Source organism: Naasia sp., from assembly GCF_025465545.1.
Lineage (GTDB): Bacteria > Actinomycetota > Actinomycetes > Actinomycetales > Microbacteriaceae > Naasia.
This window is the reverse complement of record NZ_JAODMK010000021.1, coordinates 61,478-86,916: the sequence shown is the minus strand read 5'-3', so window position 1 is coordinate 86,916 and position 25,439 is coordinate 61,478. Positions and strand designations below refer to the sequence as shown.

Below are 25,439 nucleotides of genomic sequence, written 5' to 3'. Positions count from 1 at the left end.
CCGCGCTCTCATGCGCCTTCGACTCGGCGTTCTTCACGAACTGTGCCTCGTCCAGCACCATGCCGGCCCACTGCACCGACGAGTAGCCCTCGAAGTCGAGCCGGAACAGTGCGTAGGAGGTGATGACGAGGTCCGCTCCGTGCGCGGCATCCCGCACGGACTGCCCGGACTTCCGCTCCGTCTCGGTGATGCCCGCCACCACGAGATCGGGTGCGAACCGCTTCGTCTCGGAGATCCAGTTGGACACCACGGATGTGGGTGCGACGACGAGGAACGGACGCCGCTTCTCCTCGGGGGTCTTCGACACGGCGTGAGCGACAAGGGCGAGCGTCTGCAGGGTCTTGCCGAGGCCCATGTCGTCGGCGAGGACTCCTCCGAGATCGTGCTCCCAGAGGAAGGCCAGCCAGTTGAACCCCTCCTGCTGGTAGGGCCGAAGGGTCGCGTTGATGCCGGCCGGCAGGGGAGTGGCGGCGACGCTGCCCGACTGGGCGAGGTCGAGCAGCCCCGAGACGCTCTCCCGCCAGGCGACCGCCTGCTGGGTCTCCTCCGCGAGGTCCTCGAAGTCGGCCCAGAGGCTCGCCTGGAAGCGGCTGATCCGGACGCCGGTCTCCCACTCGTCCAGTACGGACGCCTCGGTGAGCAGATCGCGGAGCTCGTCGAACACCGGCTGCTTGAGTGAGAGGTAGGAGCCGTCGACGAGCAGCAGCTTGGTGTGGCCCTTGGCCAGCGCCTTGAAGATCGGTCCGAAAGGCACCTTCTTGCCGTCCACGGTGACCATGACGCCGAGGTCGAACCAGTCCCGCTTGTCCGTCTCCACAGTCGAAACGCTGAGTGTGGGCGCGCCGGTCAGCTCCCGGTAGTCGGGCTGGTCGCCGACGATGTCGACTCGAACGTCGTCCTGTTCGCGGATACGGGGGAGCACCTTCTCGGTGAACTCGGCGGCGTCGATCCCGGAGAGCTTCTGCGAGGAGACGATCGCCACGTCCGGCAGCGCGGCCCGGGTCCGCTCAAGGAACTCTCGCTCGGCGACGAGCTCGCGGAAGGTTTCACCGTGAAACGCCGGCTGCACGAGCGGCGCTCGGGTCGTCCCGTAAGCCCAGCCCCACTCGAGCTTGAGGTGGTGGTTGGGGGAGTAAGAGGCGGTGAGCACGAGGGTGGGCGTGACCGGCTCGGGCAGCTCCACCGACGCGTCGGGGCTCGTCACCGGAACGGTCCGACGCAGCTTCGGGTAGTACTCCGCGAGGAACTCGGGAGCGTCCTCGGCTGGCACGATCACCGGCGTTCGGGTGGCGAGGAGCTGCCGCTGCTCGCTCGTGAAGGGCTCAGCGGCGGGTGCGAGCGTCAGCCGGGGGAGCGGGTCGAGTTCGAAGGTGTACAGGCCGTGGTCGCCGATCAGCCGAGTGGCCTCGACGGCATGCGGGTCGCCATCGATCCGGACGGACGGCGCCACCCGCAGGTCGCCGCGTGTGCCGTCGTCGGCGCTGGCGACGACCTCGATGCCGATGGTGGCCTCGCGAGCGAGACCGACCGGCGTCCCCTTCTTCCCGGTGATCAGCTCGACACCGACCTCGCCGGCGGTGGCGAGCAACGGCCAGAGGAGGGGGCTGGCGAGGTCGTCAAGGTAGATCCAGTCGGCTTCGGTGTAGCCGAAGGTGGAGCGACTGGACCGGTTGAGGGCGACGATCTGACCGAGCCAGCTCTGGTGGTCGGAGTTGAGCCGCAGGCGCCCGGCGTGGTGGCCGACGTTGCTCCAGTTGACCTGCCCCCGGACCCAGTTTCCGGACTCGCTGCGCATCACGGGGCGGACCGCAAGCCGCAGGTCCGCACTGCTTGGAGTGCGGTTGTCCGCCGGCTTCGCGGATGCCCCGCGCCAGCGGTCGCGGAGGGCGCCCATCTCCCGCACCTCGAAGAGGAGTCCCAGCGGAGCAAGCTTCGGCTGCCGCCCGGAGTCGCCGTTGATCCCAGGAGTCGTGAGGGCTGCGACAGCGGTCTTCCAGCTCGGCGTCGTCGGCTCGGTGCGGTCCGCACTGGGTGCCGCTTCCTCAGGGACGGGCGGAGTCATCCGCTCCTGAACGGTGAGGAAGTTGCGTCGGATGAGCGTGGCCGCGACGTGCTTGCAGCGTCCGCCGATGGGACAGGTGCAGGAGCTGTTGACCTCGCCCGGCTCAGGTCGGAAGCGGATGCGGCTCTCGTACGGCTCCCGGGCGGTCCCTCTCACATGCCCGCTGAGCACCTGGTGCTCGGGATCCCAGCTCGTGTCCAGGACTGCGCCGCTCGACGCGTACTCCTGGCCCCGGGCGAAGGAGCCGAGGCCGACGTGTCGGGTGATGTCGCGCACGTCGAGGAACGGTTGACCGTCACCGTGCGCAGGCATCCTTCCAGGCTACCTGCGCTACGGCACTGAGACCGTACTGAAGGTCCAGACGTCATGGCCGCAGACCGTCTAGCCCGAGCTCTCCGCCCGCCGCTCCGCAGCCCTCTTCCTGGACCCCCGCGCCGCGAAGAACAGAATCGTCCCCACCACCACGTACCCGGCAGCACCGAGCCACACGATCCCGTTCTGCTGGGTGAGCAGCACGATGCTCGCGAGGATCGCGAGGACCGGAACCACCCGCGGCACCGTGAAGTGCGCGTGCTCCACCTTGTCCTTCTTGAGCATGAGCACGCTGACGTTGGCGGAGATGAAGACGAGGAGCAGCAGCAGCACCGTCGTCTCCGCCAGCGTGCCGACGTCGCCGAAGATGCTGAGCACCATGGTGGCGCCACCGATGACGAGGATCGACACCCACGGCGTGCGCCGCTTCGGGAGCACCCGCGCGAACGGCGACGGGAGCAAGCCGGTGTCGGCGAGGCCGAACGCCACCCGGCTCGCCATCACCATGAACAGCAGCGCCCCGTTCGAGATCGCCACGAGGGCGATGAGGCTGAAGATCCACGGCGGGATTCCGACGCCGCTGGCGGCGACCACGTCGAGGAGAGGCCCGGTCGACTTGGCGAGGTCGGCCGGCGGCACCACGGTGACGGCGCCGAGCGCGATGAGCAGGTACACCACGGCCGCGGTGGACAGTGCGCCGAACAGTGCACGCGGGTAGACCTTCGAGGGGTTGCGCACCTCCTCCGCCATGTTCGCGGCGGCCTCGAAGCCGAGGAAGGAGAAGAACGCGACAACGGACGCCGCGAACGCGCCCTGCAGCGGAGCCACATCGGGCGCGAACTCGAGCACGCGGGCCGGGTCGCCGCCGCCACTGCCGAGCAGGACCGCGGCGCAGAAGATCACGATCACCAGCCCGGTCACCTCGATGAAGGACGCGACCAGGTTGGCGGAGAGCGACTCGCGGACCCCCCAGAGATTGATGAGCATCAGGATCGCGATGAATACGAGAGCAGTGGGGACGGCGGGCAGGGGGAGGAGCACGCTGAGGTAGTCGCCCGCGAACGCGTTCGCCAGCGCGGCCGCCGTCGTGATCCCGGACGCCATCATCAGGAACCCGACCAGGAACGACAGGTACGGCTTCCCGAAGGCGCGGTCCGCGTAGCGGGCAGCTCCGCCGGCGTGCGGATACTTCGTGATCAGTTCCGCGTAGGTTCCCGCCGTCAGCAGCGCGACGACGAGCGCGATCACCAGCGGCAGCCAGATGACCCCGCCCACATCGGCTGCCATCGTGCCCACCAGGGTGTAGATGCCGGCGCCGAGGGTGTCGCCGACGATGAAGCCGTACAGCAGGGGTCCCGTGATGGCTCTCTTGAGCTTGCCCCCCTCCGCCGTGGCCGGTGCCCCGCCTGCCGCATCGGATCTGCTCGTCGCGCCGCTCATGCCATTACCCCAGCGAGGACCAGCAGGCGCCGGCAAGGGGTTGCGGTGACCCCGGAAGGGTGGGAGCGCCACTGGGGAACCACCGTTCGTCGGCCGGCCGACACACCGGTTCCGGCCCGTGTCCGTGACGCGACCCGGGAAACACAGCAGACTGTCGTCCACTTCCGCATGACAGGAGATCCCGATCGTCCGCCGAACCACCCTCACCGCTGCCGCATCCGCTGCGGGTGTGCTCCTCGCCCTCACCGGGTGCGCTGCGCTCTTCGGTGCGCAGCCATCGCCGAACACCGTGGTCGAGCAGAGCCCCCAGACCATCGAGGTCACTCCTTCCGCGACCCCGAGCGCCGCGCCGGGAGCCGAGCCGCCGAGCGGCGAACCCCTCGTCGACCACCAGGTGATCGACCAGGAGATCGCGGACGCCGTCTCGGTCGTCGGCCAGTTCTGGGCCACGCACTTCGCCGAGTACTACGGCGGCACCTACTACTCGCCCGCCGATTTCATCCCCTACACAGCGGACGATCTGCCCGGCTGTGGCGGGGAGCCGGTCGAGCCGGACAACGCGTTCTACTGCATCCCCGACAACACGATCCTGTGGGATCAGAACCTGATGGATCAGCTGTACACGAGCGGCGGCGACGCGGTGATCTACCTCGTCATCGCGCATGAGTGGGGCCACGAGATCCAGGCGCAGCTCCCCGACGCCGCGCTCTGGACCGCGGAGGAGCTGCAGGCGGACTGCTTCGCCGGGGCGGCGCTCTACGGCGCCGCCGCCGACGGGACCTTCCAATGGGAGGAGGGCGACACTGCAGAGATCACCAACGGGCTGACCTTCCTCGCCGACGAGACCCCATGGACCGACATCGACAGCCATGGTGACCCGCTGGACAGGATCGACGCATTCAACGATGGACGAGTCGGCGGGACCGAAGGCTGCCTGCCCGTCGAATAGAGCCGCGGGGCAAGAGCCGCGTTGGACGAGCCGAAAGGGGTTCTACGGCCCGCCCCGCCAGTGATCGATCCGGTGATGATCGGGCGTGAACCCATGCTCCACGCCCCAGAGCAGCGCCTGGGTCCGGCTGTCCGCGCCGATCTTCCGGTACACGTTGCGGATGTACGACTTCACCGTGTTGGGGCTCAGGTAGGTGAGCTTCGCCACCTCCGCGTTGCTCTTGCCCTGGGTGATCAGGGCGAGGATCTCCGACTCGCGGTCGGTCAGGCCCTCACGGCGCCCCGGCCAGTCGAGGCCGTTCGCGCTGCTCGCCCGGCGCGGTTCTTCCATAAAGATCTTCTCGCCGGCGTGGATCCGCTCCAGGGCAGACACCAACTCGCGCGCCGCCAGCGTCTTCGACAGGTAGCCGCTCACTCCTTGCTGGCGGGCGTTCTCCACCAGCTCCGGAGCGAAGTTCCAGGTGTAGACGACCACCTTCTTCGCGTTCGGATTCTTCACCAGCTCGCGGATCTCCTCCTGGTCCGACTCCGGCTGCGCGAAAGAGTCGTAGAGGACGATGTCGACCGCGTCGTTGGTGGCCTGGTTGGCGTCGATCTCCGCGACCACGATGCGGTCGCGATACCGGTCGAACATGTGCGCGAGACCGATGAGCACCACGTCGTAGTCGTCCACAAGGGCTACGCAGATCGGCTTGGCGGGCGGGATCATAGTCCTAAAAAGCTACCCCCCTAAAGGGTGTAGCGGCACACCCTTACAGGTGGTCAGATAGAACTCTCAGCCCGGCATCTGCCGGGGCAGATCGCATGTCGACGACGTGCGCCAAACAGAAGGCGAACAATGGGAACCATCGGGCTCATCATCACCATCATCGTCATCGGGCTGATCGCCGGCGCAGTCGCCCGGCTCATCGTTCCGGGACGACAGAACCTCTCCATCGGGATGACGATCCTCCTCGGGATCATCGGCTCGTTCGTCGGAGGCTTCCTCGGCAAGGTGCTCTTCGGCGCCGACGCCGGCGACGGCTTCCTGCAGCCCGCCGGCATCATCGGCTCCATCATCGGCGCGATCATCGTGCTGCTGATCTGGATCGCCGTCACCAACCGTCGGACCACCGCCCGCCGCTGAGCGAGCGCTTATCTCACCGCGCCCCGGTCGTCCTCTCACGGAGGACGGCCGGGGCGCGGCTGCGTGCGGGGGCGGCGCACCTTCTCTCCGTCGCGCGGTAAGCCGTCCCGGATATCGAATCCTCGTGTCGGACTAGGCAATCTGCGAACCCGGCCGCATCCTGTGAGAGTTCGATTTCAACGAGGAGATCCGTGAACCCCTCAGCAGGCTGGTACGACGACCCCTACGACAGCAACAGCGTCCGCTGGTGGGACGGGGCCCAGTGGACGACGGGGACGCAGACTCGGCCGGCACCCGTCGTCACGGCGGCCGCCGCTTCTGCCAGTTCACCAGAGCCGACTTCGGGGAGCACAGCGGTCGCGAGCCCCCGCCGGTTCAAGACGCGCACCATCATCCTTGCGGCCGCAGCCGGAGTTCTGCTCTTCGTATCGGGAGCGGTCGCGGCCGGGAACGCCGCGACGCAACTCGCGCTGAGCGTTGCGGCCGTGCGACCGACGGCAACGGCGGTGCCCCTTGCCGCTCCGGTCCCCACCACGACGTCCACACCGAGGGGACCGGTGATCACGTACGCCAACACCGAGGAGCTCGAGCCGGTGGCGTTCAAGCAGAAGACCGTGAAGGACGCCGATCGCGATTCGGGCACGTCAGAGGTGACGCAGACGGGGCGGGCTGGGGTTCGCACCAAGTCGTTCCGCATCACCCTGCGCGACGGCAAGGAGGTCGATCGGGTTCTTCTCACTGACGAGGTCACGACCGCGCCGGTGGACGAGGTGACGACCGTCGGCACCTATGTCGCGCCGGCGCCCGAGCCCGCGCCTGATCCCGAACCGGTGGCCGAGCCGGATCCGGAGCCCGAGCCATCGGATGACGGCTGCGATCCGAACTACTCCGGGGCGTGCGTGCCGATCGACAGCGATGTGGACTGCGCAGGCGGAAGCGGCAACGGCCCCTCCTATGTATCTGGCCCGGTCTACGTCGACGGCTCGGACATCTATGACCTCGACCGAGATGGCGACGGAGTGGCCTGCGACGCCTGATGCGCCGCCTGGCTTGCGGCGACTGACGGCAGGCGTTCCATGGCTGCCCAGCTCTTCGACCTGCCGCCCGAACACGACTCGACCGGATGAAGCGCCCGAAGGAGGCCAGGCAGCCTCTCAGTCGTCGAACCAGGCGCGGCGGTCCGCGATCTCCTTCCGGAGCGCTCCATCGGTGGGGTTGGTATTGGCGGCCGTGGTGACCAGCGAGTAGAGGTCCCAGAGGTGCTCGAGAGTCGCCGAGCGACTCTGGAACGGATCGTGCGCGGCGACCGCGTCGACGATGGCATCGTGCGTGTGCGCGGAACGCTCAGCCGAAGCCGGGATGGCCAGCGACATCCGTCGGAAGTCGCGCAGCCCGGGCACGAGCATCGCGTACAGCCGCGCCACCAGGGCGTTCCCGGCACAGCGCACGAGAGCGGTGTGGAACTCCTCGTCCGTGTCGATGAGTTCTTCGATGCCCCTGGCGCTCCGGTGCCGTAGGGCCGCCGCCTGAAGCGCGGCAATCTCTTCCTCGCTGGCGCGCTCGCCCGCGAGTCCGGCCGCGGACACCTCCAGCGACAGGCGCGCCTCGAAGACCTCGGTGACCTCGAACTCGTTCGCCACCGACCACTGGACGAACGAGTGCACGGGTTCCATCCGGGTGCGATCGACGACGAAGGTGCCGAGGCCATTGCGCACCTCGAGCACCCCGATGGTGCGGAGGCGTTGGATGGCCTCGCGCAGCGACGTGCGACCGATGCCCAGTTGGGCGGCGAGTTCGAGCTCGGTCGGCAACTGCTCGCCCGGCTTGAGCGACCCGTCGTTGACGGCGGAGAGGAGCCGCTCGGCCACGATGTCCGGGAGTGCTCGCCGGTCTCGGCCCGTCACCGGGAGAATCACGGCGTCATCGTAACAGCGAGGTGTCGAGGCTTCGTCCTGGCCTGTGGATGAACGTCGGAGTCCCGCATTGTTTCGATCTCGTAAAAGCACGGGCCTGGGGTAGCAGGCTGTCTGACAGCTTCCCTAGGGTTGGTCCGAGTCGCTCCTGCCGACGGAAAGGGTCAGCCATGAACGCGCGCTTCACGACGTCCGAGATTGTTCTCGAGCGCCGTGCCCTGCCCGGTGGCAGCCGGGTGGTCCTCGTTCACGGCGGTGTCGACATGGAGCCGACTCAGGACACCTTCGATTCCCTGGAGACGGCAACGCTCGCGGGTTTCGAGATGTTCAGCGGCGACGACCGGGGCATCGAAGCTGCAATCGCGGCAGTCGGCGTCCTGGAGGACGACCCGGCGTTCAACTCCGGCTTCGGCTCGGTGCTCACCCGCGCGGGCACTGTGGAAACAGACGGCGCCGTCTCGGACGGCTGGCTCGGCCGATCGGTCGGCGTCGGGGCTGCGCCCGGGCTTCGGCGGCCCGCGGCGCTGGCGTATCGGCTGCTGCAGGAGGAGGACGTCGTTCTCCTGGTCGGCGCCCAGGCGAGCGACTACGCCCGATCCCGCGGCATCCCGATCGAAGACCTCGTCGTCGACGAGCAGAAGACGGCCCTCGACGCGATCACGGCCGACCCCACTCGGAGCGTCTTCACCGGGCGCGCCGTCCCCAGCGAGACGGTGGGGAGCCTGGCCATCAACGGCCTGGGACGCGTCAGCGCGGCCTCCAGCACGGGCGGCCTCGTCGGCAAGCTGCCGGGGCGTGTCGGCGACGCGTGCATCCGCGGCGCCGGCTACTGGACGGACCGCCGCTTCGGCGTCCTCTGCTCCGGGTCGGGTGAGGCCACGATGAACCGGCAGCTGGCGTCGTCGCTCGCGGCCCTCGCCTCGCGCATCGGGCTCGCCCCGGCGATGGAGGAGACCCTGCTTCAGCTGGCCGGCGCAGAGAATGCGGTCTGCGCCATCGTCGCGGTGGACGCCGAGCAGAACGAGGTCGTCACCGCGCACAACGGCTCCAGCTTCCCCGTGGTGGCGCGCACCGCCACCGAGGTCTTCCGACTCGGCGACCCCCGGGCAGGCACCCGATGACCGCGGAAGCAACGGTGAGCACCCGGGACCGGGTGCGTGGCGTCGCGAACGCGGCCCTCTCCGGCAAGGGCATCTTCATCGCACTGGCGGTGATCCTCATCGCCGCCGCGATCCTCGCGCCCAACTTCTATGCCGGGGTCAACGTCGGCAACACCCTCCGCCGTGCATCGATCCTCGGAATCATCACGGTCGGGCAGGTCTTCGTGCTCATGGTGCGCGGCGTGGACCTGTCGGTCGCGGCGATGGCGGGGATCACCGCGATCGCCGTCACCACGCTGGACAGCAGTGCGGTCGGCATCCTCGCCGCGCTCGGCATCGCCGTTCTGGTCGGCAGCGCGAATGCCTGGCTCGTCGTGCGTCGCGGCGTCCCCGCCTTCGTCGCCACCTTCGGCATGGTCCTCGTGCTCACCGGGGCGCAGCTGCTGTGGACCCGTGGAGGGGTGAGCGCGCAGGCGCCGGCGGACCTCATCGGGCTGGCCCGGGGGTCGCTGGGACCGATCGCCATCCCCGTGCTGCTCTGGCTTCTCGCCACGGCCGCCTCCACCTGGTGGACGTCACGGACGCCGTCCGGGCGCCGCCTCGTGCTCTCCGGTGCCAATCCCCGAATGGCCCAGCTGTCCGGCATCGCCGTCGGCGGCAAGCAGTGGCTGGCCTTCGTGATCTCGGCGGTTCTCGCGGTGATCGGGGGCGCGCTGCTCACCGGCTTCTCCGGCTACGTCGACCGATCCATCGGTTCCGGACTCGAACTCGACTCCATCACGGCGGCGCTGCTCGGAGGCGCGCGCTTCAAGGGAGGAGAGGGCTCTTTCGTCGCCGCGCTCGGCGGCGTGCTCGTGCTCAGCGCCCTGTCGACCCTCGTCGTGGTGCTCGGCCTCCGACCCGAGACGCAGAACATCCTCAAGGGTGTCGTGCTGATCCTCGCCCTCACCCTGCACCTGCCGGCGCGGCGCCGATGATGTCCCCTCCCCGCCTCCCGCCCCGCTTCCCGACCAGCACCAGCACCCCGCACACCATCCAAGGAGAATCGTGAATCGTCACACCCGTTCCCGGCTGATGAGGGCAACCGCCCTGATCGCACTCAGCACCACGGCGGTGAGCCTCGCCGCCTGCTCATCGTCCCCGGGCTCCACCGGCTCATCGTCGGGGACCGCCGCATCCGCGACCCCGATCGAGACGGACGCCAACGGCAACCCTGCGCTCACCGACGACTACTCCAAGCAGGTCGCGGACGCGGAAGGCGTGACCGTGGACACCAGCGCGTTCAAGAAGGACGCGCCCTACAACATCGCGGCAGTCGTCCAGGGACCCACCAACGGCTGGGGTACCACCTTCGACGCAGTCATGAACGACGCCTTCGACAAGTCCGGCAAGGTCGGCGACGTGCTCTACGTGCCGTGGGACTTCGCCACCGAGAATCAGACGAAGGGTGTCGAGGACGCCATCGCTGCGGGGGTTGACGCGATCCTGCTGACCTCGCTCTCGCGAGCAGGCCTCGTCTCCTCCGTCGAGCGGGCCAAGGAGGCAGGCATCCCGGTCGTCACCTGCATGGCCGGCGTGCAGACCGATGCCTACACCGCAGAGGTCAGCCGGGACATCCCGCTCATGGGCTTCTCCACGGCCGATGCGATCGCGAAGAAGCTGGGCGGCAAGGGCAAGGTCGTCATGCTGCACGGCATCGCCGGTGCCGACGCGGCCGAGTTCTGGAAGTCGGGCGCACAGGCGGCCTTCTCCCAGTACCCGGACATCCAGATCGTGAGCGAGCAGTACGCGAACTGGTCGGCGGCCGACGCGATCGACGTCATGCGCACCGTCATCGCTCAGCAGCCCGAGGTGGACGCGGTCTGGGTCGGTGGCCTCGAGATGGGCCCGTCGGTCATCCAGGCCTACCAGGAGGCCGGCCTGGACGTTCCGCTGATGGGCGGCACCAACCCGACCAACGGGTTCCTGCGCCTCGCCATCGAGAACAAGCTCGACTTCGAGGTGGCGCCGTTCCCGCCGGCTGCCGCACAGGAGTGCGTCAACACCGTGCTGGATGTCCTCGACGGCAAGTCGGTCCCCAAGTACACCGACGTCATCGATCTGATGGACGGCACAGCGCCGTACAACCAGGCCGACGCCGACAAGTGGTATGAGCCCGCCTTCAACGATGACTTCATCGGACCGAAGGTGGCCGACGACCAGGTCTACCTGGACGCAGGCTTCGGCAAGTAGCAGACGAGCGCCGGTGGGATCCCGCGGGGTCCCACCGGCGCTCCCCCTGAAGGGAACACACGCATGGCGGACGCACCCGCGATCCAGCTCGAGGGCATCGGCAAGACCTACGGCCCCGTGACTGCCCTCGACGACGTGAGCCTCACCGTGCACCGCGGCGAGGTGCACGCGCTGATGGGGGAGAACGGCGCGGGAAAGTCGACGCTGCTGAAGATCCTCAGCGGCGTGGTGCGCCCCGACGCGGGAACGCTGCGGGTGCTGGGGGAGGCGGTCGAACTGGGCAGGTACACGCCCGGCGCGGCTCGCGATCTCGGCGTCGCGATCGTGCATCAGGAGTTCTCGTTGATCCCGTCCCTGACGGTCGCGGAGAACATCTTCCTCGGCCAGGAGCGCGCCCGCGGGGGAGTGCTCCGAGAGGCCGAGATGGCGGCTCGGGCTCGGGAACTCCTGGCGCGGGTCAGCGCCTCTGTCGCACCGTCCACGCGCGTGGAAACACTCTCCGTTGCCCAGGCGCAGCTCGTGGAGATCGCGAAGGCCCTCGCGAGTGATGTGAAGGTGATCGCCCTCGACGAGCCCTCTGCAGTTCTCTCCGGCGCAGAGCTGCGCGGCCTCTTCGAGGTCATCCGCGCTCTTGCCGCCGACGGTGTCGCGGTCCTCTATGTGAGCCACCGCATCGACGAGGTGTTCGAGCTCTGCAGCCGTTTCTCGGTGTTGAAGGATGGCCGCAACAGCGGCGCTGGCGCGATCGAAGAGACGGACGCCGACTCTCTCATCTCGCTGATGGTCGGCCGCAGTCTCTCCCATCTGTTTCCGCCCCCCGGCGTCGAACCGGGCAGCGCCGTGCTCGAGGCGACGAATCTCGAGGTCCTCGGACTCGCCGCCCCCGTCAACCTCACGCTCCGCGCGGGGGAGATCGTCGGTCTCGCCGGCCTGCAGGGCTCGGGTCGCACACGGCTGGCCCGCGCGCTGTTCGGGGACGTCCCGATCCTCGGCGGCAGCCTCACCCTCTCCTCCTCGCCCCTCCGGCCAGGAAGCCCCGCGGACGCGATGCGGGGGCGCATCGCCTACCTGCCCGAGGATCGCAAGGGCATGGGGCTCGCACTCGACAAGCCGGTTTCTCTGCACATCTCGATGCTCGCCTGGAAGCGCCTGCGCTCCCGGTTCGGCGGCATCGGGCGCATGCAGGAGCGCACGCTGGTGGACAAGGCGATCGACGCTCTCGCGATCAAGACCGCGAAGGGCGGAGCGGCGCCGGTGCGCACCCTGTCCGGTGGCAACCAGCAGAAGGTCGTCATCGCCAAATGGCTGGAGCTGCTGCCGGACGTCATCATCTTCGACGAACCAACGCGCGGCATCGACGTCGGGTCCAAGGAGCAGATCTACGGAATCCTCCGAAACCTCGCCGACGCAGGCAAGGCCGTCCTCGTGGTGTCGTCCGAGCTCATCGAAGTGCTGGGCCTCTCCGACCGCATCCTCGTCATGGCGGACGGTCAGATCGTCGGCGAGCTTCCCGGCACCGGAGCCACCGAGGAGAGCATCATGCGGCTCATCGCATCGCACACGACGCACGGAAAGAACGAGGCCGCCGCATGAGGACCTCCTCCTGGAGCGACCGGCTGGCACGGGTCGCGGGCAACGGCGGCGTCGTCTGGCTCGTCGTCGGCATCCTGCTGGTGATCGCCCTGCTGTACGCGAAGAACTTCGCGACGCCGGGCAACCTCAACAACGTCAGCCGGCAGGGCGCCATCCTCGCGATCGTCGGGCTGGCTCAGTTCCTCGTCGTGCTCCTCGGCCACGTCGACCTCTCGATCGCCGCGAACGCCAAGCTGACCGCCATCCTCGCCGCCCTCGTGATGGACGGCTCCGACGCCAACCTGCCGACCGGCATCCTCGTCGCCGTACTCGTCGGCATCGCAGTCGGCGCCCTCAACACCCTCGTGGTGGTGGTCCTCAAGGTCGAGTCGTTCATCGCGACGCTGGGCACCGCGGCAATCGTGCAGGGCGTCGCTCTGTACATCGCTCCGACTCCCGTCGGCAAGAGCGCCCCCGCGCTCACCGCCTTCTACGGCGCCCAGACCGTCGGCGGCATCTATGTGATCGTCGTCGGCGTGGCGGTCATCTGGATCGCGGCCTGGTTCCTGCTGACGAAGACGGTATGGGGCCGCCACGTGTTCGCCGCCGGCGGCAACCCCGAGGTGGCCGCGCTCAGCGGGGTGCGGGTGCCGCTCGTCCAGGCCGGCGGATTCCTCATCAGTGGCCTGCTCGGCGGGCTGGCAGGACTGCTGTTCCTCGCCGGAGCCGGGGTCGGCGACCCTGCGGCCGCCAACGGGCTCGAGTTCACGGCCCTCGCCGTCGTCGTGATCGGCGGCGCCAGCCTGGAGGGCGGTCGCGGGCGACTCATCGGCCTGCTCGGCGGTGTGCTGCTCTTCGCCCTGCTCGGCAACGTCTTCAACCTCCTGCGCATCGAGGTCTGGTACCAGCAGCTGTTCCGCGGACTGATCATCCTCATCGCGGCTGCCCTCTTCGTGCGCGGCGTCAGCCGGGTCCGGCGTTTCCGTCGCCGTCCCCTGGCACCCGTTCCCTCCTGACCTTCAGCACCGACAGAAAGGCACTCCACTCATGGCCATGACCTCCAACGACGGCCGGGGAATGACCCCGGAGGAACGCGACGAGTTCCTCACCACCGGCCGCCTGTTCGCGAAGATCGCGACGGTCAACGAGAACGGCTTCCCCTCGATCAGCCCGGTCTGGTACACGTGGGACGGCTCCTCCTTCCTGGTGGTCAGCAAAGAGCGGACCGGCATGGTGAAGAACCTGCGCCGCGACCCCCGCTGCGGCCTCCTGGTGGACAACTTCGAGCTTCCCTACAAGCGGGTGAGCGTGCAGGGCGAGATCGAGTTCCTCGGTGACGATTTCGAGTACGTCGAGCCGATGATGGAGATGGCCATGCGCTACCTCGGACCGGATGGCATGGACTACGCGAAGAGCACCCTGGTCTTCCCGCGCGTGCCGTTCCTCGTGCATCCCAAGAAGATGACGAGCTGGAACGGCGGCGGCTACGACCGCACCTTCACCCAGGACACGCACTGGAAAGAAGCGAAGTGACGGTGGCGCCCGGCCGGCTGGAGGGCAAGCGGGTCCTCATCACCGGCGGCGGCTCCGGCATCAACTTCGCGATCGCCGAGCGGTTCCGCGCTGAAGGCGCAGCGGTGTCGGTCGCCGACCTCAACCCGGATGCCCGCGCTGCGGTTGAAGGGCTGGGCGCGCGCTTCGCGCCCGTCGACGTGGCCGACGCCGCTGCGGTCGACGCTTGGGTCAACGAGGAAGCGGACACTCTCGGCGGCATCGACGTGACGGTCGCCGGGGCCGGATACGAATTGGTGGCGAAGGCGACAGACCTCACGGTCGAGCAGTGGGACCGGCACATGGCCGTGATGCTGCGCGGCCCGTTCGTGACGTTCAAGGCCGCCCTGCCGCATCTCATCGCGGCAGGCGGCGGCTCGCTGATCGCCCTCGGCTCCAATCTCTCCTTCGCCGGCCTCACCGGGTTCACCTCGTATGTGCCGGCGAAGCACGGAGTGATCGGTCTGGTCCGAGTCCTCGCGATCGATTACGCCGAGCACAACATCCGGGTGAACGCGCTCTGCCCGGGCCCCACCGACACCCCACTCATCCGCCGCCAGCTCGTGGGGGTCCCGAATCCCGAGGAGCTCCTGGCCAGCTGGGAGAGCGACACCGTCTTCAACCGGCTCGGCCGGCCGGAGGAGGTCGCCGCAGGCGCCGTGTTCCTCGCCAGCGACGAGTCCAGCTTCGTGACCGGATCGTCCCTGATGGTCGACGGCGGGTACACCGCCCGATGAGCGCCGCCGAACTCGACCTCGAGCAGCTGCTCGAAGACCTGGTCCGCATCGACTCGCGGAACCCGTCGCTCGCCGCCGACAGCCCGGGGGAGGAGCCGCTCAACGACGCGCTGGATGCTCTCCTCAGCGGCATGGGGCTCCGGGTGACCCGCGAGCCAGTGCTGCCGGGACGGGACAACCTCGTCGCGGTGCTTCCCGGCGTGGACAGCAGCGCGACGGTGGTGTTCGAGGCGCATCTCGACACGGTGCCGGCGGACGCCGCGGTGCGGGAGGTGCGCCGTGAAGGCCGCCGCCTCTTCGGCAGGGGAACCTGCGACACGAAGGCGTCGCTCGCCGCGATGATCGGCGCCATCCAGCGGATCGCGTCCACAGCGGGGCCGCGGCCCACGGTGATCCTCGCCGCCGCCTGCGACGAGGAGTACATCATGCGCGGGGGAGCGGCGCTCGCCCGCACCCTGCCCTCGGCGGACCTGGTCGTCGTGGGCGAACCGACGTCGCTTCGACCCGCACGCGCCCACAACGGCCTGATTCGCTTCGCCGTCACGGTGGTCGGCCGCGCCGCGCACAGCTCGAAGGCGGAGCTCGGGATCAACGCGATCGCGCAGGCGTCCGAACTCGTCCTCGCTCTCGATGCGACGGTGGGGAAGCTCCGGCGGGAGACCCGGCATCCGCTGACCGGGTCGGCTCTGCTGTCGGCAACGCTCATCGAGGGCGGCACCGCCCCCAACGTCGTGCCCGACCGCTGCGTCGTCTGGTTCGATCGTCGCGTGGCGCCTGACGAGGACCCGCGGGTCGCGATGGAGGAGATCCGCACGGTGATCCGCCAGGTCGCCGACGCCCGATCGATCACCGTCGTCGTGGACGAGCCGATCATCGCCCTGGGCGGGCTGGAGACGGCGGCCGACAGCATCGCCGTGCGAGCAGCCGAGGCGGCAGCGTCCCGCGCCCTCGGCGCCGACGTGGTGGCCTCGGGGGTCACCTTCGCGACCGACGCGTGCTGCTTCTTCGAGCGCCCTGACCTGCCCGCGGTCGTGCTCGGTCCGGGGTCCATCGACCAGGCCCACACCGACAGCGAGTGGGTCGACCTCGACGAGGTCCTCGCCGCGCGCGACCTGTATGCCGATCTGGCGCGAACCGTCCACGAGCTGCGATCGGAGGAGACCGCGCGTGCTTCTTGACTTCCACACCCACGTCGATGAGGCGGAGGCCTTCGGCTGGATCGACCCGCCCGAGAAGATCGTGGGACTCCTCGACGAGGCCGGCATCGACATGGCGGTGATCATGACCTACACGGATCTGCCGGGCCTCAACCCGGACGCGCTCGACTACATCGTGGCGTGCGCTGCCGCCTTCCCGGACCGGCTCATCCCCTTCGTGCGGCTGAACCCCAACTACCCGGCCGACATGCCGGGCCTTGTCGAGCGCTCCATCGAGCTGGGCGTGAAGGGCATCAAGCTGCACCCCACCACCACGCTCGCGCACCCGGCCGGGGACGCAACCGTGGCGCTGCTGCGTCTCGCTGCCGCCGCCGACCTTCCCGTGCTCTTCCACTGCGGTGACGACCCGTACACGACGCCGCAGTCGCTCGGGCTGGCTGCCGAGCTGGTGCCGGACGCCGCCATCGTGTTCGGTCACATGGGCGGCTACTTCCACGTCCTCGATGCGATCGAGGTGGCCAAGCGGCACGACAACGTGTACCTCGAGACCTCGGCGATGCCCTACCCGGAGCTGATCCGGCGGGCCGTCGGGGAGGTGGGCGCGCATCGCGTGGTGTTCGGCAGCGACGGCCCAGGCTGCAACCCGCGGCTGGAACTCCAGAAGGTGCAGGGCCTCGGTCTCGCCGCCGAAGATGAGGCAGCGGTCGTGGCGGGCAATGCCCTCCGACTGCTCGGGATGGAGGAGCGGTGATCGACTCTCTCGTCATCCTCGGCGACAGCCTGTTCGGCTCCCGCGTCTCAGTCGACGACGCCGTCGCGGACGCCGAGCGCCTCGGCATCGACGGCATCGTCGCTGCTCCCGCCCGCGGACGCGACTACGTGCTGCCGGCCGCCAACACCCGGCTCGCGGAGGAGGCAGCGGCGCAACCCGCTGTCCGACGGCTGGTCCGCGTGGACCCGAACCAAGGCCAGGCCGCGGTGGCCGAGCTGCACCGTGGCATCGACGAGCTCGGCTGCATCGGAGTGTTCCTCAACCCCGACGAGGAGGTCTTCCGCATCCAGGACGCCGAGCCGGTCGTCCGGGTGGCAGCCGAGCGCGGCCTGCCGGTCGTCATCGCGGCCGGAGTGCCACTCCGGTCGGAGCCGCTGCAGATCCTCGAGCTCGCGCAGCGAGTCCCGCGCAGCCAGCTCGTGCTCACCTCGGGCGGGCAGATCAACATCTCCGGTCTCTCGATGGTGGATGCCTGGGCGGCGCTCGAGCAGGCACCCAATCTCGCGGTGCTGTCCAACGGCGAGTATCGGCAGGACTTCCTCGAGCGGATCGTCCGCGACCTGGGTGCCGAGCGGCTGCTGTTCGCCTCCTTCGCGCCATACTACGAGCAGGCCTTCGAGGTCACCCGGATCCGCAGCGCACGCTTCAGTGTCATCGAGCGCGACCTGGTGATGGAGGGCAACGCACGGCGGCTCTTCGGCTGACCGGCCCCGCTGATCCACAGCTGCGCGCTCAAGCCGCGCGGGCTGCGGTGCCGTCCCCTTCCGCACGTGCTCGACGGCTGACCGCCGCTCTCATCGGCACCGTCCTCGCCGGCTCGAAGCTGCAGAGCAGGCATTCGGGGTGCCCGGCCGCAAGCCGGGCTGCTCGCTGTGCCCTCCCTCGCCTTCTGCCTGCATGTCGCAATGCGTTCAGCCCGAGGGGGGTCTCCCGCGTCGCCTCGTCGGCGGTCGGCCCATCCTGGTGGAAGCTGGGCGCCCGTGCAGCCCGGTGTCTTGCGCTCCGCGTTCCCCTGGGATAACGTACAACCAAATGGTTGTACTAGGCCGAGAACTCAGTGACGAGGACGTGGACCGCATGTTCCGCGCCCTGGCCGACGCGACACGCCGGGACATCGTGCGGCGGACGCTCATCGCCGAAGCCACCGTCTCGGAGCTCGCCGACTCGTACGACATGTCTTTCGCGGCCGTGCAGAAGCACGTCGCCGTCCTCGAGGAGGCAGGTCTCGTGACCAAGCGTCCACGCGGGCGAGAGCGGATGGTCAGCGGCAACCCTGAGGCCATCCGCCGCGCCCAGACGCTGCTCGACCAGTTCGAACAAATCTGGCGGGCACGCATCGATCGTCTCGATGCGCTGCTCGACTCCGAAGAGAACGAGTGAAAGGTTCCCCATGCCCGTCACCTCCGTCGAGAAGGACCTCGACGCGCTGACCCTCACCGTCGTCGCCGACTTCCGCGCCCCGCGGGAGCGCCTCTGGGAGGCATACACCGACCCGCGCCAGATCGAGCGCTTCTGGGGGCCGCCCAGCTACCCCTCCACATTCACGCGGCACGACGCCGTCGCCGGCGGCCGCAGCATCTACACGATGACCGGGCCCGAGGGCGACAGCCACGGCGGATACTGGGAGTGGGTATCGGTCGACGCGCCCCGCTCGTTCGAGGTGGTGGACGGGTTCCTCGGCTCCGACGGGTCGCCGAACATCGACCTGCCGGCCATGCGAGCGCAGTTCAGGTTCGAATCGACCGACACAGGCTCACGGCTCACCACGGTCAGCCATTTCGGCTCGCTCGACCAGCTCGAGCAGATGCTCGCAATGGGCATGCTGGAGGGCACCACGGAGGCGATGGCTCAGATCGACGACGTGCTCGCCGACCTCGCCTCATTCGCCTCAGATCAGGCGGCCCACGCTCAGATCCTCGGCGACACCCAGGTGCGGGTGTCGCGGGTGATCCGCGGGACGCTCGAGCAGGTGTGGCTCGCCCACAACGACGCCGACCTCATGCGGCAGTGGCTGCTGGGCCCGGACGGCTGGACGATGCCCGTCTGCGACATCGCCACCTCCGTCGGCGACAGCTACCGCTACGAGTGGGAGCAGGACGGCGGCGCCAACCGGTTCGGCTTCACCGGCGAGCTGCTCGAGTCGGAGCCGCCCCGCCGAGCCGTCACCACGGAGTCGATGATCGACACCGACTACCCGTCGGCGCTCAACGAGCTGACCCTCACACCCGTTGCAGGCGGCACGCTGCTCACCCTCGTCATCACCTACGCGGACCCGGAGATGCGGGACGCGGTCCTCTCGACCGGAATGACCACCGGCATGGAGGCGAGCTACAGCCGACTCGAATCGGTGCTCGCGTCCGGAGCTGGCGGCGCGATGCGGGAGGCGGTTGCGGGCGCCCGCTGATCCGTCGCGGCAAGCGCCCCGGTTCTCTCCGAAGGAAGGTGAGCCGGGTGCGGCCGAGGTGCCGCTCGTGGAACGCCCACCGAGCGGTGAGGAAGTCCGCGAGGGGATCACCGCTCACCGCGCCGTCGTGGATGCGGGCGACGACGTGGGTGGCCGGCGTGCCGCCCGGGTGCCGGCGTGACCGGTAGGCGATCCGGTTCCCGCGGCGCTCCAACCGCATCCGCGACCACCGATAGGGGAGGCCGAACACGGCGTCGGCCGCGAGAACGGGCAGCAGATGCGACGCCTCGAGCGACACGAAGACGACGCCCCGGCCACCCGTGTCGTCCACCGAGTAGAGCCGCACGTTGATCTCGGGGAACGTTCCGAGCCACGGCACCGGCGGACCGGGCGGGACCCGGGTGCGGGACAGCAGGAAGGGGATCAGGCCCACTCAGGACTCGCCCTCGAACACGTCCGGCCGCGTGCCTGCCGGAAGAAGCGGCGCCACGCGGGCAGGGTCGACCCTCCAGTGCAGGAAGGTGACATCACTCCACCGCCGGCCGAGGATCGGACGGCCCGGCAGCGGGGGAGCGGTGACCGTGATCGGGTCCGGTGTTCGGCACGCCTCGGCCATGACCTCATCCTTCCTCGAGGGAGCGTGCAGACACCAGATGTTGTGCCTTTCCACCGTTTCGCCCTCCACATGGGGAGGACGCGCCGGAAACTTTCGGGGGCTGGTGCGGTGTCGGCGGAGCGCCGTACGGTGACCGGCATGGGGAGCACAGGAGAGCCGATGATCGAGGGGGAGCGGGCCTCTCTGGTGCTCGCGGCAGTCCTGAGTCTCCGGATTCAGAGCAAGCACGACGGCACCGTTCAGCTCGCCGGCAGAGCGGATCCGCGCGCCATGGCGGCACTCGTCCGGGCGGTCGACCGTGTGGAGCGGCGGATGCGCACGCTCGGATCCGCAGATCTGGTCGAGCAGGCCACGACCTACTCGGTGCGTCGCGGCGAGGCCTTCACGATCGTCGCGCAGCGGGCGATGGGCGCGTATGGGATGACCGTCGCCCCCTGGCAGCACCAGTTGAGCGACGCGTCCTGACGCGGCCCCAGGGACGCGGCGGTCCTGGCCGTGGAGCGATGTCGGTGGCTGGCGGTTGACTTCTCTCATGGCCAGCAATGGATCCCCCGATCAGCGCGAGCGCGCGGAGGACTTCGGGATGCCCGAGGACTGGGAGTGCTCCGAGCCGATGCTGGCTGCCGCGGCCGACCTGCTCGGTCACGGCAGGAGCTACGCCGGCCAGCTCGTCGGGTGGATCGCGGAGCGGAAGAACCTCGCCACCACGTTCGCTGCCGAGCGGCTGAGCTATATCGACGAACTGCGCCTGGAGTCCGAGCGCGTCACCGGCGCCACCTGGACAGACCCCGACGCTCTGGAGTGGCGGTCACTCCGTGCCGAGGTGGCCGCGGTGCTGCAGGTTCACGAGCGGACCGCGCAGACGGTGCTCGATCTCGCCCGCCTGCTCGTGCACTCCTTCCCACGCACGCTGGAAGCGCTGCACCGGGCCGAGTTCTCGGAGCGGCACGCGCGCATCCTCGTCGACGAGGCGGTCGGGCTTCCGCAGCAGCTGTGCGGGGAGTACGAACAACGGCTGCTGCCCCACGCCCGAACGCTCGTGGCGTCGCGATTCGAGCGGAAGGCGCGGCTGGTCCGCGAGATGCTCGCCCCCTCTGACATGACGGAGCGGCACCGCCTGGCGATCGAGGAGCGACGCACCGCGATCGAGGCGGCTCCCGACGGGATGGCCTGGTACGGCGCACTCCTGCCAGCCGAAGACGCCCTTGGCGCGGCGTCCGCCGTCAGCGGGCTGGCCCGCGGTCTCCTCGTCGACGAGGAGACCCGCACACGAGCGCAGATCGAGGCCGATGTGTTCCGGGACCTGCTCCTCGATGCCGCGGGGACCACCTCGCCTGGCGAGGCCGGCGGGAACCCGGTGCCTACCCCCGCTGCCCGGCGCGGAGTGAAGCCCGAAGTCCTCCTCCATGTGCCCGTCCTCACCGCGATGAACTGCGATCAGGGTCCCGCGCTGCTCGAGGGGTACGGGCCGATCGACGCCGAGACCGCCCGCCGGCTGGCAGGATCGGCGACCGGCTTCCTGCGGATCCTGACCGCGCCCGAGACCGGCGCGATCCTCTCCTTCGGCAGAGACGTCTACCGGGTGCCGACGGAGCTGCGGCGCTACCTGCAGCTCCGCGACGAGGTGTGCCGCTTCGTCGGCTGCACCCGCCCTGCCCGGTACTGCGAGATCGACCACACCGTCCCCTGGGCCGAGGACGGCGAAACCGTGGCGGGCAACCTGAGCCACCTCTGCAAGGCTCACCACCGCGTGAAAGGCGGAACCGGCTGGAGAGCCGGCCAGCTCCCCGGCGGGAACGGGACGATGACCTGGACCTCCACCCTCAGCGGAGTCAGCTACACCACGGCCCCTGCGGTTCAGCTTCCGCCGGGAGGGCGACGAAGGCCCGGGAGTCCACCCCTCGTGCGGACGGAGTGGTTCACCGAGGACCCGCCCTTCTGAGCTTCCCCGCTCTGCTTCTGTCAGGGATCCTCGGGATCCTCAGCTGACCTCTGCGGGGTTGCCGCCGACGCGGCGATCCTCGTTCAGGGCGTCGATCGACTCCATCTGGGCCGCGTTCAGCTCGAAGCCGAAGACATCGAGATTCTGCGCCATGCGCTCCCGGGACCCCGACTTGGGGATCACGATGTTCCCCGTCTGCAGGTGCCAGCGCAGCACCACCTGGGCCGGCTGCACCTGATGAGCGGCGGCAGCGGCCTGGATGGGAGGCAGGCCGAACAGGTCGTACTTGCCCTGCCCCAGCGGGCCCCACGCTTCGGTGCGGATGCCGTGCTGGTGGTGGAAGGCCCTCAGCTCGGGCTGCGAGAAGATCGGGTGCAGCTCCACCTGGTTGACGGCCGGCACTGTGTCGGTCTCGGCGAACAGCCTCTCGAGGTGCGGGATCAGGAAGTTGCTGACGCCGATGCTCTTCGCCCGCCCGTCGGCCGCGAACGTCTCCAGCTTCCGCCACGTCTCGACATAGAGGTCGTGGGCGGGAAGCGGCCAGTGGATGAGGTAGAGGTCGATGTACTCGAGTCCCAGCATCTCGAGGCTGCGGCCGAACGCACCCTCGACGTCCTGCTCCTTGTGATGGTCGTTGCGCAGCTTCGTGGTCACGAAGATCTCCTCGCGGGGAATTCCCGACGCGCGGATCGCGGCCGCCACCTGCGACTCGTTGTTGTAGCCGGTCGCCGTATCGAGGTGCCGGTAGCCGACGTCAAGGGCGTCCTCCACCACCTGCTGCGTCTCGGACGGGTCCACCAGGAAGACCCCGAAACCGAGCTGAGGGATCGAGGAACCGGAGTTCAGGGGGATCGACGGCACGCTGTTGCTCATGCTTCGAAGGCTACCCGCGCCCCAAGAGCCGCGCCGGCGCCCGTCGAAGTTCAGCGGGAACGCCCTGCCCCTCGTCCCGTCCGCTCCGCTGCCGGCCGCAGCGCGCCTCACGCGGTCGAGCCGCCCACCAGGGACAGGATGCGCGTCTTCGGCTCACCGGCAAGCGCCGGGGACGTGGATGGCGACGCCCACACCTTCTGGCGGAGGAATCGCTCGAAGGACGCCGCATGCTCGACATCTGCGAAGTCCAGCTCGATGACCACGTACGCCGGGTCATCCTCGGGGCGCAGGATCCGTGAGGCGAGCACCCCTCCCTGCTTCCGCGCCGGTGCGAAGCGCGCGAATGCCGCGCTCCACGTGCCGAAGTCCGAGATGGGGTGCTCGATCTGCAAGGTGGTCATGGTTCTCTCCTCTGCTGGATGGGATCGGGAGCGACGCTAGACGTGCCGCATCCGGCCGCCCATCCCCGTGATCTGGGGTATCGGACGCTGGCGCGAGGGAACGGAGTGGACGGCCAGCCCGGGCGCCGGAGTACTGTCGGCGCCATGTCGAGGTTCGTTCACGCGCGTGCGCTGGAACGGGTCGAGTCGATCTGCGACACCGCCGAGGACGCAGCATCGCTGCGCACCGAGCTCCTCGCAGAGTTCCGTCGCAGCATCCGCTTCCACGCTCACGTCTGGGTGCTCACCGATCCCGGGACGGGGGTCGGATCCGCTCCTGATGCGCGCATACCCTGCCTCCCCGAGCTCCCTGCCCTCATCCGCCTCAAATACCTGACCCGGGTGAACCGGTGGACCTCACTGGCGTCGCCGCCCGTCGCGTCGCTGCGGGCCGCGACCGATGGCGATCTTCCGGCGAGTGCGCTGTGGGCGGGGGTCCTTTCCCGCTACGCCGTGTCGGACGTGCTCTCCGCCGTGTTCCGGGACCGCTACGGATGCTGGGCGTTCCTCGATCTCTGGCGGATCGGGGACGACAGTTCGTTCACCGACGGTGAGGTGGCCTTCCTGGGTGACGCCGCGGCTCCGGTCACCGCCGCCATCCGCCGGTGCCAGGCCGCCACCTTCAGCACCGGCCGCCCCACCGCGCCTCCACCAGGTCCCGTGGTGCTCATGCTGTCTCCCGCGCTCGAGGTCCTCGGCCAGACGCCCGAGACGCGCGAGTACCTGGCGCGCCTGCTTCCGCCATCCGGCGAGCGGTCGCCGATCCCCGCCAGCGCCTACAACGTCGCGGCCCAGCTGCTCGCCGTCGAGGCAGGGATCGACGCGCACGCGCCCTCCGCGCGCGTCCATCTGTCGGACGGGTTCTGGCTCACCCTCCGTGCCGCCCGCCTCTCGGGGGAGGGCCCGCCGGGCGGCCGCAGCATCGCGGTCACGATCGAGCCGACGCCGCCGGCGGCACGGATCGACGTCTTCGCCCGCGCCTTCGGCCTCAGCGCACGCGAGACGGAGCTGCTCGCGCAGCTCGCGTCGGGAGTCGACACGAGAGAGCTGGCACGGCTCCTCTTCGTGTCCGAGAACACCGTGCAGGACCACCTGAAGTCGGTCTTCGCGAAGACGGGCACCCACAGCCGGCCTACGCTGCTGGCTCGGTCGCTCGGGACGTAGGCCGCCGGGACGCCCGACCCGCTGTCCGCCTTCATACCAGGTCGGGGGCCCGATCAACAGCACGTTCCACACGAACAAGGGTGTCGACGCGCAGATCGACGAGGCGGCCACGCAGACCGACGACGCCGCGCGGGTTAAGCTGTACCAGCTGATCCGCAAGCAGGTCACGGGCGACGCGCCCCTTGTGGTCGTCGACTACGAGACGCTCAACTATCTGATGAACCGCAATGTGGTGGGCTCGGAGATCACTCCGACGCTGAGCCTGCACATGGAGAACGTCGGCTTCACCTCCAGCCGACGCACTGAACGCCCGGGCCCTGGCCGTCTCCTGAGACGCCGGGGCCCGGTGCTTTTCCGCCCGCTGTGCGGGCACTCTCGCTCAGCAGGCAATCTGGGCTTCAGCAGGCGATAGCGGCCCGACTGGCGGCGTGTCCCCGCGTTCTGCCTGCTGAGCGAGAAGGTCGGCGATCCGCCGGCGAATGCGTGCTGTCAGGATGTGCGCATGAGCACGTCTCTGCACATCACCGGCGACGCCGCGGCGGACGAGCTGCTGTCCGCCGATCCGCTCGCGCTCCTGCTCGGCATGCTGCTGGACCAGCAGGTGCCGATGGAGACGGCCTTCGCCGGTCCGGCCAAGATCCGGGACCGGCTGGGGGCGTTCGATGCGAGGACACTCGCGGACGAGAGCGAGGAGCGGCTGACCGAGGTGTTCCGCACGCCGCCCTCGGTCCACCGGTATCCGGGTTCCATGGCGGGCCGCACGAAGGCGCTGTGCGAGGCGCTGGTGGAGCACTGGGACGGAGACGCCTCGGCCGTCTGGACCAGGGACGACCCGGACGGCCCCGAGGTGCTCCGGCGGCTCAGGGCGCTGCCCGGCTTCGGCGAGCAGAAGGCGAAGATCTTCCTCGCCCTGCTGGGCAAGCAGTGCGGCCTTCCCGCCGCCGGCTGGCGGGAGGCCGCGGGCCCGTACGGCGAAGCGGGGAGCTACCGGTCGGTGGCCGACATCGTCGATCGGGACTCTCTCACACGCGTCCGCGAGACCAAGCGGGCCGCCAAGGCCGCAGCCAAGAACGGCTGA

The 25,439-nt window shown here is 69.3% G+C and carries 25 protein-coding genes and 1 pseudogene; 19 read left to right on the top strand and 7 right to left on the bottom strand.

Translation table 11 applies throughout. The features are described from left to right. Positions 1–2,374 (bottom strand): SNF2-related protein (locus JWR33_RS06855; RefSeq protein ID WP_297410489.1); only part of this gene is annotated, 2,374 nt, incomplete at its 3' end. A 69-nt stretch (positions 2,375–2,443) separates the two neighbouring features. Next, positions 2,444–3,814 carry an APC family permease gene (locus JWR33_RS06850; protein WP_297410488.1) on the bottom strand — a complete coding sequence of 457 codons (1,371 nt, stop codon included), beginning with the start codon at positions 3,812–3,814 and terminating at the stop codon, positions 2,444–2,446. Positions 3,815–4,043: 229 nt separating this feature from the next. Here JWR33_RS06850 and JWR33_RS06845 point away from each other — a divergent pair, with 229 nt between their 5' ends. After that, positions 4,044–4,763: a neutral zinc metallopeptidase gene (locus JWR33_RS06845; RefSeq protein WP_297410487.1), complete on the top strand. Its 720-nt coding sequence runs from the start codon at positions 4,044–4,046 to the stop codon at positions 4,761–4,763. Positions 4,764–4,805: 42 nt separating this feature from the next. Here the strand turns inward: JWR33_RS06845 and JWR33_RS06840 are convergent, their stop codons facing one another. Further along, positions 4,806–5,471: a response regulator transcription factor gene (locus tag JWR33_RS06840; RefSeq protein ID WP_297410486.1), complete on the bottom strand. Its 666-nt coding sequence runs from the start codon at positions 5,469–5,471 to the stop codon at positions 4,806–4,808. Between the two features lie 129 nt (positions 5,472–5,600). Between JWR33_RS06840 and JWR33_RS06835 the strand changes: the two genes are divergently transcribed. Both JWR33_RS06835 and JWR33_RS06830 read left to right on the top strand, forming a co-directional pair. Continuing rightward, positions 5,601–5,888, top strand: a complete 288-nt coding sequence (locus JWR33_RS06835) for a GlsB/YeaQ/YmgE family stress response membrane protein (protein ID WP_297410484.1) — start codon at positions 5,601–5,603, stop codon at positions 5,886–5,888. A 191-nt stretch (positions 5,889–6,079) separates the two neighbouring features. Continuing rightward, positions 6,080–6,925: a G5 domain-containing protein gene (locus JWR33_RS06830; protein ID WP_297410483.1), complete on the top strand. Its 846-nt coding sequence runs from the start codon at positions 6,080–6,082 to the stop codon at positions 6,923–6,925. Positions 6,926–7,042: 117 nt separating this feature from the next. Here the strand turns inward: JWR33_RS06830 and JWR33_RS06825 are convergent, their stop codons facing one another. Further along, positions 7,043–7,804 carry a FadR/GntR family transcriptional regulator gene (locus tag JWR33_RS06825; protein ID WP_297410481.1) on the bottom strand — a complete coding sequence of 254 codons (762 nt, stop codon included), beginning with the start codon at positions 7,802–7,804 and terminating at the stop codon, positions 7,043–7,045. A 167-nt stretch (positions 7,805–7,971) separates the two neighbouring features. On the opposite strand from JWR33_RS06825, the gene JWR33_RS06820 reads away from it, so the two are divergent. The 12 genes from JWR33_RS06820 to JWR33_RS06765 all read left to right on the top strand — a co-directional run bounded on the left by JWR33_RS06820 (position 7,972) and on the right by JWR33_RS06765 (position 19,326). Further along, positions 7,972–8,922, top strand: a complete 951-nt coding sequence (locus JWR33_RS06820) for an isoaspartyl peptidase/L-asparaginase (RefSeq protein ID WP_297410479.1) — start codon at positions 7,972–7,974, stop codon at positions 8,920–8,922. Further along, positions 8,919–9,878, top strand: a complete 960-nt coding sequence (locus tag JWR33_RS06815; RefSeq protein ID WP_297410477.1) for an ABC transporter permease — start codon at positions 8,919–8,921, stop codon at positions 9,876–9,878. The genes JWR33_RS06820 and JWR33_RS06815 overlap by 4 nt, the downstream gene beginning before the upstream one ends. A gap of 70 nt (positions 9,879–9,948) precedes the next feature. After that, positions 9,949–11,133, top strand: coding sequence for a substrate-binding domain-containing protein (locus JWR33_RS06810; protein WP_297410476.1), 1,185 nt, complete (start codon positions 9,949–9,951; stop codon positions 11,131–11,133). Between the two features lie 63 nt (positions 11,134–11,196). Next, a complete protein-coding gene (locus JWR33_RS06805; protein WP_297410474.1) occupies positions 11,197–12,726 on the top strand; it encodes a sugar ABC transporter ATP-binding protein in 1,530 nt (509 codons plus the stop codon). Beyond that, positions 12,723–13,721: an ABC transporter permease gene (locus JWR33_RS06800; protein ID WP_297410473.1), complete on the top strand. Its 999-nt coding sequence runs from the start codon at positions 12,723–12,725 to the stop codon at positions 13,719–13,721. The genes JWR33_RS06805 and JWR33_RS06800 overlap by 4 nt, the downstream gene beginning before the upstream one ends. Positions 13,722–13,758: 37 nt before the next feature. Next, positions 13,759–14,238, top strand: coding sequence for a pyridoxamine 5'-phosphate oxidase family protein (locus tag JWR33_RS06795; RefSeq protein ID WP_297410471.1), 480 nt, complete (start codon positions 13,759–13,761; stop codon positions 14,236–14,238). Then, on the top strand, positions 14,235–14,993 hold the full coding sequence (locus JWR33_RS06790) for an SDR family oxidoreductase (RefSeq protein ID WP_297410469.1): 759 nt from the start codon (positions 14,235–14,237) through the stop codon (positions 14,991–14,993). Before JWR33_RS06795 ends, JWR33_RS06790 begins: the two co-directional genes overlap by 4 nt. Further along, complete coding sequence (locus JWR33_RS06785) at positions 14,990–16,171, top strand: M20/M25/M40 family metallo-hydrolase (protein ID WP_297410467.1); 1,182 nt, start codon at positions 14,990–14,992, stop codon at positions 16,169–16,171. The genes JWR33_RS06790 and JWR33_RS06785 overlap by 4 nt, the downstream gene beginning before the upstream one ends. Continuing rightward, the gene (locus JWR33_RS06780; protein WP_297410466.1) at positions 16,161–16,901 is read left to right on the top strand and encodes an amidohydrolase family protein; all 741 of its coding nucleotides are present in this window, start codon (positions 16,161–16,163) and stop codon (positions 16,899–16,901) included. Before JWR33_RS06785 ends, JWR33_RS06780 begins: the two co-directional genes overlap by 11 nt. Then, positions 16,898–17,626: an amidohydrolase family protein gene (locus tag JWR33_RS06775; protein ID WP_297410465.1), complete on the top strand. Its 729-nt coding sequence runs from the start codon at positions 16,898–16,900 to the stop codon at positions 17,624–17,626. The genes JWR33_RS06780 and JWR33_RS06775 overlap by 4 nt, the downstream gene beginning before the upstream one ends. 328 nt (positions 17,627–17,954) lie before the next feature. Further along, the gene (locus JWR33_RS06770; protein WP_297410464.1) at positions 17,955–18,302 is read left to right on the top strand and encodes a metalloregulator ArsR/SmtB family transcription factor; all 348 of its coding nucleotides are present in this window, start codon (positions 17,955–17,957) and stop codon (positions 18,300–18,302) included. Positions 18,303–18,312: 10 nt separating this feature from the next. Beyond that, entirely contained in the window at positions 18,313–19,326 is a 1,014-nt protein-coding gene (locus JWR33_RS06765) for an SRPBCC family protein (RefSeq protein WP_297410463.1), read from the top strand. A 97-nt stretch (positions 19,327–19,423) separates the two neighbouring features. On the opposite strand, the pseudogene JWR33_RS06760 reads toward JWR33_RS06765, so the two are convergent. After that, positions 19,424–19,942, bottom strand: a pseudogene (locus tag JWR33_RS06760) (DUF2071 domain-containing protein); the annotation flags it as partial. A 138-nt stretch (positions 19,943–20,080) separates the two neighbouring features. Here JWR33_RS06760 and JWR33_RS06755 point away from each other — a divergent pair. After that, positions 20,081–20,407, top strand: coding sequence for a hypothetical protein (locus JWR33_RS06755; protein ID WP_297410461.1), 327 nt, complete (start codon positions 20,081–20,083; stop codon positions 20,405–20,407). 67 nt (positions 20,408–20,474) lie between these two features. Then, positions 20,475–21,884, top strand: a complete 1,410-nt coding sequence (locus JWR33_RS06750; protein ID WP_297410460.1) for an HNH endonuclease signature motif containing protein — start codon at positions 20,475–20,477, stop codon at positions 21,882–21,884. A gap of 39 nt (positions 21,885–21,923) precedes the next feature. On the opposite strand, the gene JWR33_RS06745 is transcribed toward JWR33_RS06750, so the two are convergent. Together JWR33_RS06745 and JWR33_RS06740 are read right to left on the bottom strand one after the other, a co-directional pair. Continuing rightward, entirely contained in the window at positions 21,924–22,757 is an 834-nt protein-coding gene (locus tag JWR33_RS06745) for an aldo/keto reductase (RefSeq protein WP_297410459.1), read from the bottom strand. A 107-nt stretch (positions 22,758–22,864) separates the two neighbouring features. Further along, positions 22,865–23,158 carry a hypothetical protein gene (locus JWR33_RS06740; RefSeq protein ID WP_297410458.1) on the bottom strand — a complete coding sequence of 98 codons (294 nt, stop codon included), beginning with the start codon at positions 23,156–23,158 and terminating at the stop codon, positions 22,865–22,867. Positions 23,159–23,302: 144 nt separating this feature from the next. Between JWR33_RS06740 and JWR33_RS06735 the strand changes: the two genes are divergently transcribed. Both JWR33_RS06735 and JWR33_RS06730 read left to right on the top strand, forming a co-directional pair. Continuing rightward, on the top strand, positions 23,303–24,361 hold the full coding sequence (locus tag JWR33_RS06735) for a LuxR C-terminal-related transcriptional regulator (protein WP_297410457.1): 1,059 nt from the start codon (positions 23,303–23,305) through the stop codon (positions 24,359–24,361). Between the two features lie 502 nt (positions 24,362–24,863). After that, a complete protein-coding gene (locus JWR33_RS06730; RefSeq protein ID WP_297410456.1) occupies positions 24,864–25,439 on the top strand; it encodes an HhH-GPD-type base excision DNA repair protein in 576 nt (191 codons plus the stop codon).

What these genes read in the sequence shown, in the direction of transcription:
- JWR33_RS06800 (WP_297410473.1), top strand. Translation starts at nt 12,723, where the DNA reads ATGAGGACCTCCTCCTGGAGCGACCGGCTGGCACGGGTCGCGGGCAAC.
- JWR33_RS06745 (WP_297410459.1), bottom strand. Translation starts at nt 22,757, where the DNA reads ATGAGCAACAGCGTGCCGTCGATCCCCCTGAACTCCGGTTCCTCGATC.
- JWR33_RS06840 (WP_297410486.1), bottom strand. Translation starts at nt 5,471, where the DNA reads ATGATCCCGCCCGCCAAGCCGATCTGCGTAGCCCTTGTGGACGACTAC.
- JWR33_RS06735 (WP_297410457.1), top strand. Translation starts at nt 23,303, where the DNA reads ATGTCGAGGTTCGTTCACGCGCGTGCGCTGGAACGGGTCGAGTCGATC.
- JWR33_RS06740 (WP_297410458.1), bottom strand. Translation starts at nt 23,158, where the DNA reads ATGACCACCTTGCAGATCGAGCACCCCATCTCGGACTTCGGCACGTGG.
- JWR33_RS06765 (WP_297410463.1), top strand. Translation starts at nt 18,313, where the DNA reads ATGCCCGTCACCTCCGTCGAGAAGGACCTCGACGCGCTGACCCTCACC.
- JWR33_RS06770 (WP_297410464.1), top strand. Translation starts at nt 17,955, where the DNA reads ATGGTTGTACTAGGCCGAGAACTCAGTGACGAGGACGTGGACCGCATG.
- JWR33_RS06850 (WP_297410488.1), bottom strand. Translation starts at nt 3,814, where the DNA reads ATGAGCGGCGCGACGAGCAGATCCGATGCGGCAGGCGGGGCACCGGCC.
- JWR33_RS06815 (WP_297410477.1), top strand. Translation starts at nt 8,919, where the DNA reads ATGACCGCGGAAGCAACGGTGAGCACCCGGGACCGGGTGCGTGGCGTC.
- JWR33_RS06795 (WP_297410471.1), top strand. Translation starts at nt 13,759, where the DNA reads ATGACCTCCAACGACGGCCGGGGAATGACCCCGGAGGAACGCGACGAG.
- JWR33_RS06805 (WP_297410474.1), top strand. Translation starts at nt 11,197, where the DNA reads ATGGCGGACGCACCCGCGATCCAGCTCGAGGGCATCGGCAAGACCTAC.
- JWR33_RS06820 (WP_297410479.1), top strand. Translation starts at nt 7,972, where the DNA reads ATGAACGCGCGCTTCACGACGTCCGAGATTGTTCTCGAGCGCCGTGCC.
- JWR33_RS06755 (WP_297410461.1), top strand. Translation starts at nt 20,081, where the DNA reads ATGGGGAGCACAGGAGAGCCGATGATCGAGGGGGAGCGGGCCTCTCTG.
- JWR33_RS06835 (WP_297410484.1), top strand. Translation starts at nt 5,601, where the DNA reads ATGGGAACCATCGGGCTCATCATCACCATCATCGTCATCGGGCTGATC.
- JWR33_RS06785 (WP_297410467.1), top strand. Translation starts at nt 14,990, where the DNA reads ATGAGCGCCGCCGAACTCGACCTCGAGCAGCTGCTCGAAGACCTGGTC.
- JWR33_RS06730 (WP_297410456.1), top strand. Translation starts at nt 24,864, where the DNA reads ATGAGCACGTCTCTGCACATCACCGGCGACGCCGCGGCGGACGAGCTG.
- JWR33_RS06750 (WP_297410460.1), top strand. Translation starts at nt 20,475, where the DNA reads ATGGCCAGCAATGGATCCCCCGATCAGCGCGAGCGCGCGGAGGACTTC.